This window comes from Streptomyces caniferus, assembly GCF_009811555.1.
GTDB classification, from domain to species: domain Bacteria; phylum Actinomycetota; class Actinomycetes; order Streptomycetales; family Streptomycetaceae; genus Streptomyces; species Streptomyces caniferus.
Genome location: NZ_BLIN01000005.1, coordinates 1,106,628 through 1,125,675, shown reverse-complemented (window position 1 = coordinate 1,125,675; position 19,048 = coordinate 1,106,628). Strand labels below are relative to the sequence as shown.

Sequence of the window (19,048 nt, the reverse complement as noted above, 5' to 3'; positions counted from 1 at the left end):
TCAGTTCGCGGCGGTGCCGACTCGCTTCGTCAGGTGGGCGGGGGTCTCGGTGGCCGGGGGCAGGAGCGGGTCCGGTTCCAGGTCGCCCCATGTGGCTCGCAGCGGCAGGACACCTGCCCACAGGCCCAGTTGGGCGTCCTCACTGTCGCCGTCGTCGGGGGCGCCGGTGCGTATCTTGACGGACGCTTCGTCGAGGGAGAGGGCGAGCAGAGACGTTGCGGCCAGTTCCTTGCGGCTGGGGCGGCGGGCGTAATCCCACTGACCCGGTGTCGCGTGCTCGGCCAGGCAGCGCAGGCCGGCGAGCTTCTCTTCGGGGTCCGTGACGATCCTGGGGACGCCGAAGATCATGGCGCTGCGGTAGTTGACCCCGTGCTCGAAGACCGAGCGGGCCAGGACGAGGCCGTCGACATGGGTGACGGTGACACAGACCGCCGCGGCGGGGGAGGCGACCAGGCTGCGGCTGGCGACCGAACCGTGAAAGTACAAGGTGCTGCCGTCGGACCCGTAGACGGTCGGCACCACCAAAAGGTTTCCGTCGACGGTGACGCCGAGGTGGCAGAGGAACCCGGCGTCGAGGATCGCGTCGAGCTGATCACGGTCCAGGCTGCCCTGCTCGCGCAAGCGGTGGTGACGCGTGCGCTCGGTGACCGGCAGCTGCCGATCGGGAGAACCGGAGTCCATGGATGGTTCCTCTCTGGACGGACCGCGTGCAGGTGCCCATGGCGGGCCAACGACGGGGACGGTACTGATTTCATCGCTGGAACGCCATAGATCTTCGTAAATCGTTGCCCATGAGGCTCGCGTCGACGGATTCCCTTGTGTGGTGTGGAGCTACAGGAAGCGCAATTCCCCCTCGGGCACCGCCGCCGCGGACAGTGTGTCGGTCACGCGGGGGCATCTGGTGCGGGCACCTGATGGTTGGCCACAGGGTGGGAGAGTGAGCCGATTTCGTCGATCTCTACGGTGACCTCGTCGCCCGGGCGCAGGACGCCTGCGCCTGCCGGCGTGCCGGTGAGGATCACGTCGCCGGGCAGCAGGGTCATCAGGGTGCTGCAGCGGGACACCAGCGCGCGGACGTCCCTGTTCATCTCCTTGGTCGAACCGTCCTGGCGTACGACGCCGTTGACGGTCGTGCGCAGGGCGAGGTCCATGGGGTCGAGGTCGGTGCGGATCCACGGTCCCAGGGGACAGAAGGTGTCGAAGCTCTTGGCCCTGGTCCAGTGGCCGTTCGGTGCCCCGACGTCCCAGGCGGTGACGTCGTTGGCGCAGGTGTACCCGAACACCACCTGGTCCGCGACGGCTTCGGGCACGTCACGGCAGCGGCGGCCGATGACCACGGCGAGTTCTCCCTCGTAGCGGACCTCCTCGGACTCCGCGGGCAGCAGAACGGGGCTGCCCGGGCCGACGACGGCGGTGGACGGCTTCATGAAGACGACCAGGTCCGGGGTGACGACGTCACCGTAGTTGCGACCGGCGACCAGCACCTTGCTGGGCTCGGTCGGAGCGAGCAGGCGGACCTCGGCCAGCGGCCGGGTCTCCCCGGTCGGCCGGATCTCGTCGAAGGGGGTGCCCGACAGCAGGTGGACCCGTCCGGCGTCGGTGTCGACACGGGCGTATGCCCGGTCGTCTCCTACGGCGACACGTGCGATCAACACGGGGTTCGTCCTCTCACCAGGTCGTGGGGGCCAGTTCACGGAGCAGCAGGTCGACTCGGCTCGCCGCCTCGTCGGCCGGCGCGTCGGGGGAACCGATCCCGGGGTCGAAGTTCGGGTCCACGAAGATCTCGGTGAGCCCGGTGTCCGCGAGCCCGGCGAGATCGGCCCGGATCTTGTCCGCGGTGCCGGTGAACAGCGGCTGGTCGGGGGCCGGTCGTGGGCGGAGCCGCACCGGAGCACGGCAGACGAAACGGAGTGTCGCAGGGTCGCGTCCCGCTTGCTCGGCGCTGTCGCGTACGACGGCGATGGCGTCACGGATGGCGGCGGGGGTGGCCTTGCTGCTCGCGATCCAGCCGTCGCAGAGGCGACCGGCGCGGCGCAGCGCGGCGGGCGCGCTGCCGCCCAGCAGGAGCGGTGGGTGCGGGGACTGGGCGGGACCGGGGGCGAACCGGGAGGGCGGAACACGGTAGAAGGGGCCGTCGTGTTCCACCACGGGCTCCTCGGCCCACAGGGCCCGCAGGCAGGCGAGGAAATCGTCGGCGCGGCGGCCCAGGCCCGTCGTGGTCACGCCGGCCGCCGCGTACTCCTCGGCCGCCCAGCCGTTGCCGAGGCCCACGTCGAGTCGCCCGCCGGAGAGCAGGTCGAGCGTGGTGAGCTGCTTCGCCAGCACGGCGGGGGTGTGCAGCGGCATGACCAGGACGGCGACCCCGAGGCGGATCCGCGTGGTGTGGGCGGCCAGGAACGACAGGGTGACCAGGGGGTCGTGGACGCCGCGGTTGGCCTCGCCCCAGGAGTCGTCGGCGGCGCCGAGGACCCGTTGGTAGGTCCACAGCGAGTCGTACCCGAGGTCTTCGGCGCTGCGCGCGACGTGTACGGCGGTGTCCGGCGTGGCCCAGGGGCCGGACACCGGTGCGGCGAATCCGATACGCATGGCGTCACTTTTCCGTCGGGCGCGCACGGACGAGGCCGAGTTCGCGCAGCGTGTCGAGGAAGGCCGTGTCCTTCTGCAGCCAGTGGTGCTTGATCTGGGCGCCGGCGGTGCCCTGGCGGAACCGGCGTTCGGTGATCGTCCGGAAGGCTCCCGGCACCAGGGGCAGGACTTGCAGGGGGCGCAGACGTCCGCTGCGGCGCTTGTCCGCGTATTCGACGTTGACTTCCTGGAGTACGGCGTCGATGCGGTGTGCGGTGTCCTGCGTGTGCACGGCGCGGGAAGTGCCGGCCCATTCGATGGCGACCACGTAGTGCGGTGGAGTGCCCCAGACCGGGACGGCGGAGAAGTGGGGGTGGTCGACCGACCCGCTGCCGAGGACGCGGATCACCGCGGTGTGGATGTCGGGCTCGGTGAGCTTCTCTCCCGTGAACGAGCTCTGGAAGCCGGCACGTCCGAGGAACTCCAGCCGTGGCGTCGCGCCGACCGAGCCCACCATGCGGTAGACGTCGCCCACGTCGTAGCGGTAGAGGCCGTTGGCCTGGCTCATGACGAGCCGGTAGTCGGTGCCGGCCTCCAGTTCGTCGTAGCCGAGGGTGGGGCTGTCCGCGGGCAGTGGTCTCCCGTCGTCGAGTTCGTCCCACGGCACGAACTCGAAGTGCCCCTGGTCGACTGCCAGTGGGCCCGCGGAGGGGTGGTCGTCCACGGGCAGCGTGACGATTCCCTCGGTGCCGGTGGTGCTGAACGGCAACGTTGCCACGCCGGGCGCCAGCCGGGACAGCCAGGGCCGGTACAGCGCCGCGGAGGCGGAGTTCCAGCACACCAGCAGGCTCAGGCGGGGCCACAGGTCGGTGAGCAGCGGCCGGCCGTCCGCGCGGTCGAAGGCGGCGGCGAGTCTGCGGGCCAGGGCGGGATCCGCGGCCGTGCCGCAGCCGTCGTGCAGCTCCCGGACCAGGCGTTCGCCGTTCTCCTTCAGCGCCTCGGCGAGCAGGACGATCTTGGACGGGTTCACGGAGACGATCAGCCGCAGGTCACGGTCGGCGAGCTGCAGGAGTTTCCGGTAGAGCAGCCCGGCCATGGTGGGGGAGTCGGCGTCACGGGGGAACCAGCTCTCCGCGCGCCACGGCGGATTCCAGTCCTCCGGGTCGTCCGGCACAGGACGCTCGGTGATGCCGTAGACGGGGAATCCGTGCAGCTGGTCCAGTGCGGGGGCGGGTTCCCAGGACAGGTCGAGGACCTCGTCGCCGGTGAGCCGCTCGGCGCCGATCTGCTCGAAGTACAGGCCCCACTGCGCGTACAGCGCCGGCCCGCGATAGGCGCGGCGCCAGTGTCCGGTGGTGGGCACCAGCTTCGCGCGGCCGGTCGAGCCCGAGGTGCGCAGGAAGGCGTAGGGGTCGTCGGAGGTGAGGACGCGGCGCTCGCCGGTGAGCTGCCGCTCGACGTAGGGGGCCAGCTCGTCGTAGCGGCGGATGGGCACGGCGCGCTGCCACTCCTGGCGCGTGCGGACCCGGCCCAGGCCGTGTTCGCGGCCGAAGCCGGTGTCGCGTGAGCCCGCGAGGATGTCGCAGAGCACGTGCTCGGCCGTTTCCTCGGGTTGTGCGCAGATCTTCCGCTGCATCGCCAGCGCGCTCTGCGTCCTGGAGAGGAAGTCCTGGTCGTGTGCGGTCTTGCCCGTCATAGCCAAAGCCGTTTCCTCCGGGGTCGTGCCGGAACAGGAGTGGGTTCACGCCGCACGGATGACGACCTTCCCGAACGCGCGGCGCTCCTCCAGCTCGGCGACCGCCTCGCCGGCACGGGACAGGGCGAACTCGGCGTGCACCGCCGGTTCCAGGGCGTCGGTGGCCACGAGTTCGACAACCGTGTGCAGATCCTCGCGGCGCCACGCGTTGGAGCCGAGGATGTCCAGCTGACGGGACCACACGTAGCGCAGGTCGGTGATCGCCTCGTAGCCGGTCGTCGCGCCGCAGGTCACGATGCGGCCTTCGCGGCGTGCGGAGCGCAGGGAGAGGGGCCAGGTGTCCTTGCCCTGGTAGTCGACCACCACGTCGGCGCCGCCGTCGGTGAGGTCGAGGACCCGGCGCCGTATGTCCCCGGCGCCGGCGTCGAGCGTCTCGGCGACGCCGAGTGTGCGCAGCCGGGCGAGTTTGGCCGGCGATCCGGAGCAGGCGATGACCCGGGCCCCGGATCGCACGGCGAGTTGGGCGCAGGCGACGCCGACACCGCCGGTGGCCCCGAACAGCAGGACGCTCTCGCCGTGTTGCAGCCGTGCCCGGGTGAAGAGCATGCGCTGCGCCGTGCCGTAGGCGATCGGCAGTGCGGCGTAGCGCGCCGGGTCGGTGGCCCCCGCGGGCAGAGGGATCGCGTTGGCCGCGGGCGCCACGACGTACTCGGCGAGCCCGCCCCAGTAGTGCTCGCCGAGGATGCCGCGTCCGATCATCGGGTCGAGCAGTACGCGACTGCCCAGCAGCCGCTCGCCCGCCTCGTCGGTGGCCTCCTCGACGATGCCGACGACGTCGCCGCCGGAGACGTGCGGGAGTTCCAGCCGTACGCCCGGCAGCCCGTTGCGCACATGGATGTCGAGGTGGTTGAGCGCGCACGCCTCGACGCGGACGGTGATCCATCCGGGCGGCGGCGCCGGTCGTTCCACTTGCTCCAGGGCCAACTGCTCGGGGCCGCCCCAGGCCCGGATGACGGCGGCCCACATCGGCTTTTTCATACCCCGGTCACCTCGTGCACGGCGCGGTCCGCGCGGACGGCCGCGTGTGGCGCGGGTCCCGCCGTGGTGGCCGCCGGCCGGGCTGCCGGGAGCGATGCCCGTGCTGCGGAGTCGAGTGCGATGCGGTGAGCGACGGAGCGGCGGTCACTTAAGGACGGGGGGCGGGCGGTGGGGTGTCGGGCGGGCGCCTCGCGGGCGCCGGCGGATCTCGTCTGCCCGATCGGGCACGGGGCGGTGGCGGTTCGGGCAAATTCCCTCATGCGATCGCGGCCTCCTGAAGCCGTGTGAACGGTAGGGCGCGGACGGCGGGATGCCTTGGCGATAAACGCGGAATTTGGGCGTTCCAGCATCATGGCGCCCAGCAATGACGGGCGACTCAAAAGCATCCCCCTTGAGCCTCCCTTTGAATTACTGAGGTTTTCGTAATCGCTACTGCGACACCTCAGGGAAGCAACTTCGCGTCAGCCTGCCAGCCCCAATTCACACCCGTCAATCAAGCCCGATGTGACCACAATCACTGTGCACGAAAGGGCAAAAGTGGAACCCCTGCGCGTTGACCTGCATCGCGAGCCAACTGTGCGCCAGCTGGGCTTAGTTCAAACATAAAAGTTCGTAAAATCTCAGGTTGGCCATTATTACCTCCTTGGCCGTCCAATTCCCAGGCTGAATCACCGGTTCCGCGGCAATCCGGAGCGATGATTTTTCGCCGTCTTCGACGCAAAGGGTCGACGCCGGTCCGGACCAGCGGGCTTTAATTGCGAAAGAGAACCGTCGGCGGAAAGCTCCCCGGCATACGGGCGGCGCCGACAGGAATTCCCGCCGCGGCCGAATGGCGGCCGCAATCCAAAACCGACCAGCGGTGAAAACCACCACCCCGTGCTGGTGTGCGGTGTGCGAGGAGGAATTCGATGACAGGGGCAGGGCCACTTCGTGGCACCGACGTGCTCATAGCCGGCCATGGCACCTCGGCCGCGTTGCTGGGCAGGCTGCTCGCGGATCTCGGCGCCCGTGTCGTCCCTCTGGGGCAACCACCCGCCCGCACCGGACCGTTCGCGCAGTGGCTGCACGCCGCCGCCGAGCCGGCAGCCGGATGGGACCGCGCGCCTCGCCTGCTGGAGACGGCCGATGTGCTGGTCTGCGACGGGGAGGGCGACGCCCACCTCACCGACCTGGGGCTGAGCCCCCGTGAACTCCTGCGGCGGCACCCGGATCTGATCACGGTGCGGCTGAGCGCCTTCGGGCTCACCGGCCCGCTGCGGGACGCCCCGGCCACCGAGGCCACCCTCCAGGCGCTCGCCGGACTGACCATGGCGACCGGCGCCGAGGGGGATCCCCCGGTCACCTCCGTGGTGGGCCTGGCCTCCCGCGCGGCCGGCCTGTCCGGCCTGATCGCCGTTGTGGCCGGGCTGGTCGGCCGCGAGCGCGGGGGCGGCGGCGACTACCTGGACATCGCCGAGCTGGACAGCCTGCTCACCCTGACGAGCACCCTGCTGCCGAGCGTCGCGCTCACCGGCAGCCCCCCGCGGCGCACGGGCAACCGGCACGGCATGGCGGCCCCCTGGAACAGCTACCCGTGCCTGGACGCCCCCGTCGTCATCTGCACGATGGGCGATCCGATGTGGCGGCGGCTGGCGGACGCGACGGGCCGAGGGGACCTCGTCGACGACCCGCGCTTCGCCGACACCGCCGCCCGGGTCCGCAACGCCGACGAACTCGACAAGCTCCTCGGCGAGTGGACCGCGGTGCGACGGGCGGCCGACGTGGTGGCCCGCCTCCGGGCCTCGGGCATTCCCTGCGCGCAGATCGCGGCACCCGACGAGGTGCGTCACGGGCCCGCCGCCCGGCGGCGCGGCCTGGCCACCGGGCCGTCCGCCGCGCCGGGCAGCCCCCTGCGCTCGCTGGTACCGGCCCTCACCGGCGGCCCGATGCCCCGGCAGGGCCTCCTGTGGGAGCGGATCCCGCGCGGCGGCCTGCCGCTGCGGGGCGTCCGCCTGCTGGAGATCGGCTCGTACACGGCCGGGCCGCACGCGGGCAGGCTGCTGGCCCAACTCGGCGCCGACGTACTGAAGGTGGAGCCCCCGCACGGCGAGGGATCCCGGCGGCTCGCCCAGCGGGTGGGCGGGGTCGGCTACCTGTACCACGTCAACAACGCCGGCAAGCGCTCCTGCCGGCTCGACCTCGCCGACGCCGGGGACCGGGAGACGTTCGACCGGTTGCTCGCCGACTGCGACATCGTGCTCACCAACCTCGCCGCCGACACGCTCGCCGCGCAGGGCCTCGCCCCCGCACAGGTGCTGTCCCGGCACGGTGCCGTGCACTGCACGGTGACCGGCCACGGTCTGGCCGCCGCCGACCGCAGCGTCGACACCGTGATCCAGGCCGAGTCGGGCATCATGCACCTCGTCGGCGGTGACGGAACCGGGTTGCGCACACCGGTGTCCAGCGCCGACGTCCTCGGTGCCTACCTGGCCGCTGCCGCCGCCGTCGTCTCCACCTACGTCCGCCTGCGCACCGGACACGGATGCGCCGCCGATGTCGCGCTGTTCGACAGCGCCGTGTGGGCCACGCAGGACCGCTGGTACGACGACGAACCCGCACCGGCCCCGCAGCTCGTCGAGACCCCGGACGGCACCGTGCTCCTCGACACGGACCGGCCGTTGCCCCGGACCGACGGCCCCGTCACCGCCGTACTCGACGCGGCGGCCGCGGCCGGCGTGCCCGCCGCACCCCTGCACGACCTGACCCGCGCGGTGCGCCATCCGCAGGTCCGCGCCCGGCACATGGTCCTCACCCAGAGCTGCGCGGACACCACCGTGCTCGTCACCGGCAACCACCTGCGTTCGCTGGTTCGGGAGGGCCCGCCGCTCTCGTCCGCGCCGACCGACCAGAACGACCCCAGATGGCTTCCGCCCGCCCCGACCGAAGGACAGCGATGAAGGTTTTCCACGCGCTCGCCGACGCCCTGGCCGCACACGGTGTCGACACCGTCTTCGGGCTGATGGGCAATGCCAACCTGCTCTACCTGCCCGCGTTCGCCGATGCGGGCGGACGCTTCGTGGCGGTCGCCCACGAGGCGGGAGCCGTCGCCATGGCCGACGGCTACGCCCGGATGTCCGGCGGCGTCGGCGTCGCGTCCGTGACGCACGGACCGGCGTTCACCAACACCCTGACCGCGCTGGTGGAAGGGGTCCGCAGCCGGAGCCGGGTCCTGCTGATCACGGGAGACCCGCCGCCGGTGCCCACGCACTTCCACCAGTTCGACATCGCCGCGGTCACGACCGCGGCGGGGGCGGGATACGAGCGCGTCCACGGGGCCGCGTCCCTCGTGGCGGACCTGAACCGGGCCGTGCAGCGCATCGTGGCCGAGCAGCGGCCCGTCGTGCTCAACATCCCGATCGCCCTCATGCAGGCCGAAGCGGGTGAGCAAGCACCGGTCGCCCTCCCCGTGGCGCCGGGTTCCCTGGCGGCCCCCGGGGCCGAGGCGCTGGACGGCGCGCTGGGCCTGATCGGCTCGGCCAAACGGCCGCTGGTCCTCGCCGGGTACGGCGCGGCCGCCGGCGGCGCGCGGGACGCCCTGGTCGAACTGGCCGACCGTACCGGCGCGGCGCTGGCCACCACGGTGCTCGGCAAGGAACTGTTCGCCGGCCACCCCCGCGACATCGGCATCTTCGGCTCGCTCGCGCACAGCGCGGCGGGCACCGTCATCGCCGAGGCCGACTGTGTGGTCGCGTTCGGGGCCAGCCTCAACATGTGGACCGCGCTCAACGGTGACCTGTTCCGCGGCAAGAAGGTCGTGCACGTGGACACCGACCCCGCCCGGTTCGGCTCCTACACCCCCGCCGACGCCCCCGTCGCCGGGGACGCCCGCCGGACGGCCGAGGTCATGAACACGCTGCTGGAGCAGGCCGGCATCACCGCGGCCAACAGCGCCTGGGCGCAGCGGGTCGCCGGGAAGCTGGCCGGGTATGCGCCGGAGGACGACGTCGACGACCGCGGCGGCCCGGACACCGTCGACATCCGGACGGCCATGATCCGTCTGGACCGGGTACTGCCCGCCGAGCGCACCGTCGTCAGCGACATCGGACGCTTCGACGTGGGCGTCTGGCCCTACCTGCGGGTGGCGGACCCGCTGCACTTCACCGTCATGGGCGGCTTCGGCTCGATCGGGCTCGGCCTGGCCGGGGCGATCGGCGCCGCGGCGGCCGGCGCCGGCCGGCCGGTGATCGCCGCCGTCGGCGACGGCGGCTTCATGATGCACCTGTCGGAGTTCACGACGGCGGTGCGGCAGCGGCTGCCGCTCGTCGTGGTCGTCCTCAACGACGGGGCCTACGGAGCCGAGCACTACAAGCTGCACCACCACGGCTATGACCCGGCGTACTCGGCGTTCGACTGGCCCGACCTCGCCGGCCTGGCCACGGCGATGGGAGCTCGTGCCCTGACCGTCCGCAAGGCCGAGGAACTCGACGTGGTGGGCGAACTGCTGCCGACGCTCGACGGCCCCCTGCTCGTCGACGTCCGGCTGGACCCCGACGTCAACCTCGTCCGGTACTGAGGAGGTCGGCCATGTTCACCACCAGCACCCTGACCGCCGCGGACGGCACCGCACTGGCGCTGCACCACTGGACCACGCCCGGTGCCACCTCGGCCCTCTTCTACCTCCACGGCATCCAGAGCCACGCCGGCTGGCTGCAGGAGACGGGGCCCGAACTCAACGCCCGCGGCATCGACGTCCACGTCCTGGACCGCAGGGGCTCGGGCCGCAGCGAGGGGCCCCGCGGTCACCTGCCGTCGGCCGACCTCGTCCTCGACGACTACACGCGCGCGCTCGCGGCCGTGGCGGAGCGGGTCGGCGGCGCCGGACCGGTCGTCCTGGGCCAGAGCCTGGGCGGCAGCGTGCTGGCCGCGCTGTGGTGCACCCGCGAACTGCCGGTCCGCCGACTGATCCTGTGCGCGCCCGCGCTGGGCCAGCAGCGCGCACGCCACGTGCCGCCGGCGCTCGCCGAGCGCCGCGCCCGCACCGGGACGGCGCCCCAGCCCGTGGGGCTGGCCGACGGCGACTACACCGACCTCGCGCACTACCGGGAGTTCCTGGCCGCGGACCCGCTGATGCTGCGCGAGGTCACCTCGGCCACCCAGGCGACACTCGTGCGTCTGGAGGACCTCTACGTCAACGGGACACCCCGCACCCCGCTCCCGGTCGACCTGGCCGTCCCGGCCCACGACCCGATCATCGACCTCTCGGCCGCGCGGGCGACGCTGCGGCGGCTGACGTCCGCCGTGCACGAGGAGGTCTTCGCCACGGACCGGCACTACCTGGAGTTCACCCCGGCCCGGACGGCGTACTGGGACTGGCTGGCCGTCCGGCTGAAGGAGGACGGATGATCCGCCGCGTACGGCTGTACACCGCGAACGTGCCCATGGCCGCGGCCTTCGACCACGCCACGCGCTCCCGCCGCGGTGCGGAGTCCCTCCTGGTCGAGGTGGAGCTGGCCGGCGTCCGCGGGTGGGGGGAGGGCGCGCCCCGTGGCTATGTCACGGGCGAGACGCTGGACGGCGCGGCACAGGCGGTGCGGCGCTGCGACCCCGCGGCGCTGGCCGAGCGGATCGACTGGCGGACCTTCGACAGCGCCGTCGCCTCGCTCGCGGCACTGCCGCTGCCCGAGCTCGTCGACGGTCCGTCGGCCGCGGCGGCCGTGGAGATCGCGCTGCTCGACGCGGTGTGCCGGCACTTCGACCGGCCGCTGGCCGATGTGCTGCGGGTGCTCGACCCGCCCCGCCGGGTGCTCCGGGAAGGGCCCACGGCCGTCAGCCTGGTGATCCACCTGTCCCGGGACGTCGCGTCCGTCCTGGACGCCCTCCCACCCGGCGCGCTGGCGGCGCTGCGGCATGTGAAGATCAAGGTCGCGGACCCGGCCGGAGCCGTGCGGCGGCTGACGCAGGCCCGGGAGCGCCTTCCCGCGGACGCCCGCGTCTCCCTGGACGCCAACGGCACCTGGTCGGCCGCGGAGGCCGAGCGGATCGCGGGCGAACTGGCCGGTGTGGCCTGGGTCGAGGAGCCGCTCCCGCCCCGTTCCTGGGCCCAGCTCGGCCGGCTGCGGCGGGCCACCGGACTGCCCGTCATGCTCGACGAGTCCTGTACCGGGCCCGACGACCTGCGGACCGCCGCCGCGAGCGACGCCGCCAGCCACATCAACGTACGACTGTCCAAGTGCGGAGGGTTCCTGGCCGCGGCCCGCCTGGCGCTGCGTGCGGAGGCGCTCGGCCTCGGCTGCCAGCTCGGAGTGCACGTCGCCGAGGTGGGACCGCTGTGGGCGGCCGGACGCACCCTGGCCACCACCTGGGGCATGTGGCAGACGGTCGAGGCGGGGCGGGCGGACGAGTGGTTCCCCACGCCCCTGACCCGGCCTGCGTTCGCCGTCGACCGGTCGCTGCACCGGGTCGGACCCCTGGCCGGACCGGGCACCGGAATCGAACCGACCGGGGAACTGCTGCGGCACACCCGCTGCCTGGCCACCTGGGAACCCGACGGCGAATGGCGGAGGAGCGCATGACGGCACAACGCGACGTGGCCCTGGTGACCGGGGCCGGCAACGGCATCTGCGCGGAGGTCGCCCGCCGCCTGGCCGCCCGGGGCCTGGGAATCGTCCTGCTCGACAGGGACGCCGAGGCGGTGGGGCGGGTCGCCCGCGAACTCGGCGACCGGTCGGTCCGCGAACCGCTCGTCGTCGACGTCACCGACGCCCCCGCCCTGGAGTCCGCCGTGGCCTCGCTCGCCCCGCAGCACCGGCCGGGCATCCTGGTCAACGGCGTCGGCGGCGACACCCGGGCCCGCCCGGTGACCGAACTGACCGAGGACGACCTCCGGTCCGCCGTCACGCACAACCTGGCGAGCGTGTTCACCATGACCCGGCTGTGCGCGCCGGCGATGGTCGAGGCGGGCTGGGGCCGCATCGTCAACCTGGCGTCCGTGGCGGGCCGCACCTACAGCCTCTTCAGCAACGCCGCCTACGTCGCCGCCAAGGCCGGCGTCATCGGGTTCACCAAACAGTGCGCCTACGAGCTGGCTCCGCACGGCGTCACGGTCAACGCGGTCGCCCACGGCGTCATCGGCACCGAACGCATCCGCCGGGCCTGGGCGGACAAGCCCCCGCAGTGGACCGCCGACCGGGTCGGCCACATCCCCGCCGGCCGCTTCGGCACCGTCGCGGAGGCCGCCGGCATGGTCTGCCAACTGTGCGGCGACGACGCCGGATACACCACCGGCACGGTCATCGATGTCAACGGCGGACTGCACGTCTGACAAGCACGAACGGAGAGTTGAACACCGATGAGTCTGGAACTCACCGACCGCGTGGTGATGGTCACCGGAGCGGGCAGCGGTATCGGCCGGGCCGCGGCCCGGCTCCTGGTGGAGCACGGCGCACGCGTCGTCCTGGTGGGCCGAACCGAGTCGGCACTGACGGAGACCGCCGCCGGGCTGCCCCCCTCGCACCACCTGGTGGCGCCCTGCGACGTCGGCGACGACAAGCAGGTGGAGGCGTGCGTGGCCGAGGCGGTCGCCCGGTTCGGGCGGCTGGACGGCGCGTTCAACAACGCCGGCACCTTCGGGACGTTCGGTCCGCTGCACGAGGACAGCGCCGACAACTTCGACCATGTGGTCGCCACCAACCTGCGCGGGGTCTGGTCGTGCATGCGCGCGCAGACCGGCGCGATGCTGGCGGCCGGCGGCGGCGCGATCGTCAACTGCGCCTCGGTGGCCGGGCACATCGGCCACGCCCAGAGCCCGCTCTACTCGGCCACCAAGCACGCCGTCATCGGCTTGAGCAAGTCGGCGGCACTGCAGTACGCGGGCGACGGCATCCGCGTCAACGTGATCAGCCCCGGCTCGACCGACACCCCGATGCTGCGCGGCCTGTACGCCGACCCCGACGCACTGGACCAGCGGGCGCGCCGGGCCCCGCTGGGCCGGCTGGGCACCTGCGAGGAGGTGGCCAACGCGGCCGCCTGGCTGCTCAGTCCGCTCGCCGCCTACGTCACCGGACAGACGCTCGTGGTCGACGGGGGTGTCACGGCCGGCTCGGCCGTTCCCCGAACCGGCCGCGCGACGTCCTGAGGGAATGGATCCATGGGTGTATGAACGTGAAGAACGCCGACATGCAAATCAACGTGCTGGGGCCGGCGGAGCTGTGGGTCCGCGGAACGCGCCTGGATCTGGGGCCGGCCAAACAACGTGCCCTGTTCGTCCGCCTGTTGCTGGGACGCGGATGGCATGTGCCCCTGGAGCAACTGCTCGACGACCTGTGGGGCTGCCAGGGGGCCAGGGCCGCGCATTCCTCCGTCTACGTCTACATCAACCGGCTGCGCACGCTGCTGGAACCACAGCGCAAGCGGTACGGCAACGCGGAGATCCTGGTCCTGGAGAACGCCGGATACAGCCTGCGTCTCCCCGAGGGCGCGGTGGACGCCGACCGGTTCAAGAAGGCACTCCCCGAAGCGCGCCGGCTGCTGGAACGCGGGGAGACCGCCGCCGCGTCCGAGAGGATCGACAGGGCGCTCGGCCAGTGGCGGGGACGGGCGTACGCCGACGCGGCGGACTATCCCTTCGCCGCGCAGGAGATCGCCCACCTGGAGGCGATGCACCTGGAGGCGTACGAACTGAGGATCACCGCGATGATCGAGCAGCGGGAGTACGCCGAGGCCGCCGCCTCCGCCCAGTGGCTGACCGCGCGTGAGCCGCTGCGGGAGACGGGGTGGGCGCTGCTGATGCGCTCGCTCTGCCTGGCCGGACGCCACGCGGAGGCGCTGCAGCAGTACAACCGTGCCCGCGAGACGTTCGAGCACACCCTCGGCCTGGAGCCCGGGGCAGCTCTCAAGGATCTGCGGACGATGATCCTCCACCACCAACTCGTCGCCTGAAACGGCCCCTTGGACAGGCCCGGCCGTGCCCGGGCACCCGAGCCAAGATTCCGCCAAGACTCCGCTGAAATGCTGCGGAACGTCCCCTGACCAGTGAGGTCACGGGCCGCCCCGTCCCACCTCGTCCCGCGGTGCCTCCGCGGTGCCGAGTCCTACTGATCGCTGAGCCGAGGAAGGTCTGGCGCAGATGAAACCGACACTTCTGGTGTGCTTCCCCCACGCAGGTGCGGGGCCCTCGTTCTTCGCGCACTGGTCACACCTCGCCGCGCCCGGCCTCGATGTGGCGCCCGTGGGCCTGCCGGGCCGGGAGAAGCGCTTCGCCGAACCGCCCCTGGAGTACGTCTCCGACGCCGTCGAGGACGCGCTGCCGCAGATCCGTGCGCAGGCGGGCGGCTACCACGGCGTGTGCCTCTTCGGGCACAGCCTGGGGGCCGTCCTCGCCTACGAGACGGCCTGCCGCCTGAGCGGTGACGCGGACGTCCCCGTCGTGGGTCTCGTCGTCAGCGGGTCGGCAGGTCCCGCGCACCGGCACGACCTGGGAGCCACGGGCCTGCCGGACGACGCCTTCCTGGACACCGTCGAGCGGGCCACCGGCTACCGGCACGAGGCCTTCGACGAACCCGAACTGCGCGACCTGCTGCTGCCCGCCCTGCGCGCCGACATCGCCATGCACGAGCGGTACCGGTCCTCGGGCACCACGGTGCTGGACGTCCCCGTCACGGCGGTCCGCGGTGCCGAGGACCACCTGATCGACGCGGAGATGCTCGCGCAGTGGCGGGAGGTGACGACCGCCGGCTTCCACACCCGGTCCCTGCCCGGCGGTCACATGTACCTCGCCGACGCCCCCGAACCGCTGCTGGGCCTCGTCGGCGACGGCCTGGAGCACGGCCTCCCGTCGGACTCGCCCCACGAGTGACCCGCCGGCCCCGTCCGATTCGCGGCACGAAAGAGAAGAGCCATGGAGCAGGAACGGCAGGAACAGACAGCACGGCGGCACACGCCCCGGCCGGCGGCGCCCGGACCGGCCCCGGACCACCGGCCGGGCACCGGCTCGTCCGCGGTCGCCGGGCCGCGGATACCGGTCGAGCAGGGCACGCGCATCGAGGAGCTGCTGCGGGCCCCGGTCGCGGCGCACCCCGACCGGACGGCCGTGACCAGCGAGCACGGATCGCTCACCTACCGGGAGTTGGACCGCAGGGCCAACCGGCTCGCCCGTACCCTGCGGGCCGCGGGAGCGGGTCCCGGGACGCAGGTGGCGGTGTCGGTCGAGCGGTCCTGCGAGATGCTGGTGGCGGTCTTCGCCGTCCTCAAGGCGGGCGCCGCGTACGTGCCGGTGGACCTGAGCCACCCGCCGGCCCGCAACGCGTACATCCTTCGCGACTGCCGGGCCGACGTCGTCATCACGGCCGCCGACGCGCTGGAGCCGTCGCTCGGCGCCACGACGGTGGTGGACCCGTACGCGCCCGGGTCCTACGACAGTGACGACAGCCCCGTCCCGCACGACGGGGGCGGCACCGACGTCGCGTACGTCATCTACACCTCGGGCTCGACCGGAGAGCCGAAGGGGGTGATGGTCGAGCACCGGTCGGTGATCAACCGCCTGCGCTGGATGCAGCGCGTGTATCCGCTCGGTGCCGAGGACGTGATCCTCCAGAAGACCCCGGTGGGCTTCGACGTCTCGGTCTGGGAGCTGTTCTGGTGGACGCTCGCGGGCGCGTCCGTCCACCTCCTCGAACCCGGTGGCGAGCGCAACCCCGACACGATCGCGGCGGCCGTCGAGGCGCGCCGGGTCACCACCCTGCACTTCGTGCCGTCGATGCTGCACGCCTTCCTGGAGCACACGGACACGGGCACGGCCGACGGCGGGCGCGATCTGTCGTCGCTGCGGCGGGTGTTCGCCAGCGGGGAGGCGCTGACCCCGCACCACGTGCGCCGGTTCCACCAGGTACTCGGCGGCACGCCGTCCTCCCCGGCGCTGGTCAACCTCTACGGTCCGACCGAGGCGACGGTCGACGTCACCCACCACGCCTGCACCGACCCGTCCCCCCACACGGTGCCGATCGGCCGCCCCATCGACAACGTGCGCCTGTACGTCCTCGACGAGCGGCTGCAGCCGTGTCCCGCCGGGGAAGCGGGCGAACTGTGCATCGCGGGGCTGAGTCTGGCGCGCGGCTACCTGGGACGGGACCGGCTGACGGCCGAACGCTTCGTCCAGAACCCCTTCCCGGGGGAGCGGCGCGTCTACCGCACCGGCGACCTGGCACGGCTGCTGCCGGACGGCACCCTGGAGTACCTGGGCCGCAACGACCACCAGGTCAAGATCCGCGGCGTCCGCGTGGAGCCCGGTGAGGTCGAGAGCGCCCTGCTGTCCCATCCCGCCGTCACCGCCGCGGTGGTGGTCGCCCGGCAGTCGCCGACCGGCGAGGCGTACCTGTGTGCCTACACCGTCTGCCGCCGGGAGGTGCCGGTCGGCGAACTGCGCTCGCACGCCGCCCGGTTGCTGCCCGCCGCCCTGGTGCCCGCGCACGTGCTGCCGCTGCCCGCGCTGCCGCTGACACCGAACGGCAAACTGGACCGCGCCGCGCTGCCCGAGCCCGCGGCGCCCGAGTCCGCGCCCGGGGAACCGGACCCGGCGGACGGGGACGGACCCGCCGCACGGGCGGAACGCCTGGTCGCCTCGGCGTGGGCCAAGGTGCTCGGCGTACCCGCCGAGACGCTCGGGCGTGCCGACAACTTCTACGACCTCGGCGGCACCTCCCTCGCCGTTCTCGCGGTCGCCGCCGAACTCCGCGACCACCTGCGACTGAGCGACCTGATGCGGCAGTCGCAACTCGGGCCGCTCGCCGACGCACTGGTGCAACGGGCGTCGGAGGGGGAGCGGCGTTCATGACGCCGCCCCGGCCCGGCCGCACCGGCGCCCGGACGCCCCCGCCGGCCGCGCCGGGTGCGACCGGTACCGGGCCCGCGTGCGGCGGCGAGCCCGCCCCGGCCGGCCCCCGGACGACCGTACCCACGCCCCGCCGTGCCCCAGCCCCCACGCCATCCGAAACGGAGACCCGCACGCGATGAACGAGCGCCCGCTCAACCCCTGGTACAGCGATGAGACGCCCAGCTTCCTGGAACACCTGTACCGCGGTGAGCTGCGGTGGGACCTGATCAGCCGGTTCCCCCGCCAGGACCCGGCGGACCGGGAGGCCGGCGACCGTGCCCTCACCGCCTTCTCGGACCTGCTGCGGGAGAGGGTGGACCCCGTCGAGGTCGACGCCACCGGAGTGCTGCCGCCGGAGCTGCCCGAGGCCCTGGCCGCCGGCGGGTTCGACCGGCTCCAGGTCCCGCCGTCGCTCGGCGGCCTGGGGCTGTCCGCCCTCAACACCTTCCGCGTGGTCGAGGCGGCGGCGGGCTGGTCGATGCCCACCGCCCAGATACTCTCCGTCCAGAACACCATCGGGGTCGGGCCCTTCCTGCCGGCGCTGCCCCCGGGGCCGCTGCGGGACACCGTCGAGGCGCGTACCCGTTCGGGGGTCTTCAGCGGCAACGGCGACACCGAGCCGCAGGGCGCCGCCAACCACAAGCGCTTCACCACCGCCACCCCCACCGAGGACGGTGCCGCCTTCCTCCTCAACGGGGAGAAGGTGTTCACGGGCAACGCTCCCATCGCGGCCATGGTCAACGTGACCGCGACGGTGCGCGAGGGCGACTCCGAGCGGGTACGGCTGTTCTTCGTCGACACCGACAGCCCCGGCTTCCGGGTCTCCGCCCACCACGAGTTCATGGGGCTGAAGGGCTTTCCCTCGGGTGCCCTCACCTTCGAGGACGTGCGGGTGCCGGCCCACATGATGATGGTCGAGGGCGAGCACAACCGGCGCCTGACACCCGAGCTGTACCGCCGCCTGGTCGTGGGCCGCGTGCACACCATCGGCGCCCCGTCCCTCGCGTTCAGCCGGCTCTGCCTGGAGTGGGCGCGCGACTTCGTCAACCGGAGGCAGATCGACGAGCGCCCCCTGGGGTCCTACGACGAGATCCAGCGGAACGTCGCCGACACCCTCAGCGAGGTCTTCGCCCTCGAAACGCTGACCCAGTGGTGTCTGCTGGCCGAGGACCAGGTGCCGGCCAACCCCGGCTTCGAGCAGGTCGCGGCGAAGAACCTCACGTCCCTGACCGCCTGGCGGGTCGTGGAGCGCACCATGGCGCTGTACGGCGCCGAAGGGTACGAGACCGAGCGCAGCAAGGCCCGCCGCGGGGTGCCTCCGGTGCCCCTCGAACGGGCCTTCCGGGAGGCCCGCGGGCTGCGGATCTCCGGCGGCGTCGACTTCATGATGGACATCTGGATGGCGCACAAGGCCGTCTTCTGGTGCTACTACCCGCTGCCCGCCAACGCCGAGGCGATCGAGGCCGAACCGGACCTGAGCTGCCTGGACGAGGCCGACCTGACCGAAGCCAACCTGGACCACCTGCGGTTCGCCGTGACCGGGACGAAGACCTTCGCCCGTACCTGTCTGGAACTGGCCCGCCGATACCCCGACCAGGACGAGCTGTTCGAGCAGGAACGCCTGCTCATCCCCCTGACCCAGATCGGCAACGAACTGCTGCTGATGTCCCTCGTCCTGGGCCGGACCTCCTCCCTCGGCACCTCAGGGCCGCAGAGCACCCAGGACCTCGCGGACGTCTACTGCGCGCAAGCCCGGCTGCGGATCGCCGACGCATGGCGCCGCCACCACGCGGCGGACTCGCCGGCCGCGTCCCGCGCCGCCGGCCAGTGGCTCAGCGGCGAGCGGTGGGCCGACCTGCTCCCCGACATGCCGGGCGACGCGTCGCCCGCCGGAAAGTGAAGGA

At 72.6% G+C, this 19,048-nt stretch carries 15 protein-coding genes; 10 read left to right on the top strand and 5 right to left on the bottom strand.

What is annotated here, in order from left to right; translation table 11 throughout:
* From Scani_RS21525 to Scani_RS21505, 5 genes are all read right to left on the bottom strand, one after another.
* Positions 1-681 (bottom strand): pyridoxamine 5'-phosphate oxidase family protein, encoded by a 681-nt coding sequence (locus tag Scani_RS21525; protein WP_159478919.1) that lies wholly within the window; start codon positions 679-681, stop codon positions 1-3.
* Between the two features lie 203 nt (positions 682-884).
* The gene (locus Scani_RS21520) at positions 885-1,655 is read right to left on the bottom strand and encodes a fumarylacetoacetate hydrolase family protein (protein ID WP_159478917.1); all 771 of its coding nucleotides are present in this window, start codon (positions 1,653-1,655) and stop codon (positions 885-887) included.
* Positions 1,656-1,668: 13 nt separating this feature from the next.
* Positions 1,669-2,586 carry a TIGR03619 family F420-dependent LLM class oxidoreductase gene (locus tag Scani_RS21515; protein WP_159478915.1) on the bottom strand — a complete coding sequence of 306 codons (918 nt, stop codon included), beginning with the start codon at positions 2,584-2,586 and terminating at the stop codon, positions 1,669-1,671.
* A gap of 4 nt (positions 2,587-2,590) precedes the next feature.
* A complete protein-coding gene (locus tag Scani_RS21510) occupies positions 2,591-4,261 on the bottom strand; it encodes a GH3 auxin-responsive promoter family protein (RefSeq protein WP_159478913.1) in 1,671 nt (556 codons plus the stop codon).
* 45 nt (positions 4,262-4,306) lie between these two features.
* Positions 4,307-5,299, bottom strand: coding sequence for a zinc-binding dehydrogenase (locus Scani_RS21505; RefSeq protein WP_159478911.1), 993 nt, complete (start codon positions 5,297-5,299; stop codon positions 4,307-4,309).
* A 908-nt stretch (positions 5,300-6,207) separates the two neighbouring features.
* On the opposite strand from Scani_RS21505, the gene Scani_RS21500 reads away from it, so the two are divergent.
* From Scani_RS21500 to Scani_RS21455, 10 genes are all read left to right on the top strand, one after another.
* Positions 6,208-8,235 (top strand): CoA transferase, encoded by a 2,028-nt coding sequence (locus Scani_RS21500; protein WP_159478909.1) that lies wholly within the window; start codon positions 6,208-6,210, stop codon positions 8,233-8,235.
* Positions 8,232-9,851 (top strand): thiamine pyrophosphate-binding protein, encoded by a 1,620-nt coding sequence (locus Scani_RS21495; protein WP_159478907.1) that lies wholly within the window; start codon positions 8,232-8,234, stop codon positions 9,849-9,851. The genes Scani_RS21500 and Scani_RS21495 overlap by 4 nt, the downstream gene beginning before the upstream one ends.
* An 11-nt stretch (positions 9,852-9,862) precedes the next feature.
* Complete coding sequence (locus Scani_RS21490) at positions 9,863-10,681, top strand: alpha/beta fold hydrolase (RefSeq protein ID WP_159478905.1); 819 nt, start codon at positions 9,863-9,865, stop codon at positions 10,679-10,681.
* Positions 10,678-11,850, top strand: a complete 1,173-nt coding sequence (locus tag Scani_RS21485; protein WP_159478903.1) for an enolase C-terminal domain-like protein — start codon at positions 10,678-10,680, stop codon at positions 11,848-11,850. The genes Scani_RS21490 and Scani_RS21485 overlap by 4 nt, the downstream gene beginning before the upstream one ends.
* Positions 11,847-12,599 carry an SDR family NAD(P)-dependent oxidoreductase gene (locus Scani_RS21480; RefSeq protein ID WP_159478901.1) on the top strand — a complete coding sequence of 251 codons (753 nt, stop codon included), beginning with the start codon at positions 11,847-11,849 and terminating at the stop codon, positions 12,597-12,599. The genes Scani_RS21485 and Scani_RS21480 overlap by 4 nt, the downstream gene beginning before the upstream one ends.
* Positions 12,600-12,626: 27 nt before the next feature.
* Complete coding sequence (locus Scani_RS21475) at positions 12,627-13,412, top strand: SDR family NAD(P)-dependent oxidoreductase (RefSeq protein WP_159478899.1); 786 nt, start codon at positions 12,627-12,629, stop codon at positions 13,410-13,412.
* 20 nt (positions 13,413-13,432) lie between these two features.
* Entirely contained in the window at positions 13,433-14,215 is a 783-nt protein-coding gene (locus Scani_RS21470) for an AfsR/SARP family transcriptional regulator (RefSeq protein ID WP_159478897.1), read from the top strand.
* A gap of 187 nt (positions 14,216-14,402) precedes the next feature.
* A complete protein-coding gene (locus Scani_RS21465) occupies positions 14,403-15,131 on the top strand; it encodes a thioesterase II family protein (RefSeq protein WP_159478895.1) in 729 nt (242 codons plus the stop codon).
* A gap of 42 nt (positions 15,132-15,173) precedes the next feature.
* Entirely contained in the window at positions 15,174-17,105 is a 1,932-nt protein-coding gene (locus Scani_RS21460; RefSeq protein ID WP_159478893.1) for a non-ribosomal peptide synthetase, read from the top strand.
* Between the two features lie 175 nt (positions 17,106-17,280).
* The gene (locus tag Scani_RS21455; RefSeq protein WP_159478891.1) at positions 17,281-19,044 is read left to right on the top strand and encodes an acyl-CoA dehydrogenase family protein; all 1,764 of its coding nucleotides are present in this window, start codon (positions 17,281-17,283) and stop codon (positions 19,042-19,044) included.
* The last annotated feature ends 4 nt before the right edge of the window (positions 19,045-19,048 follow it).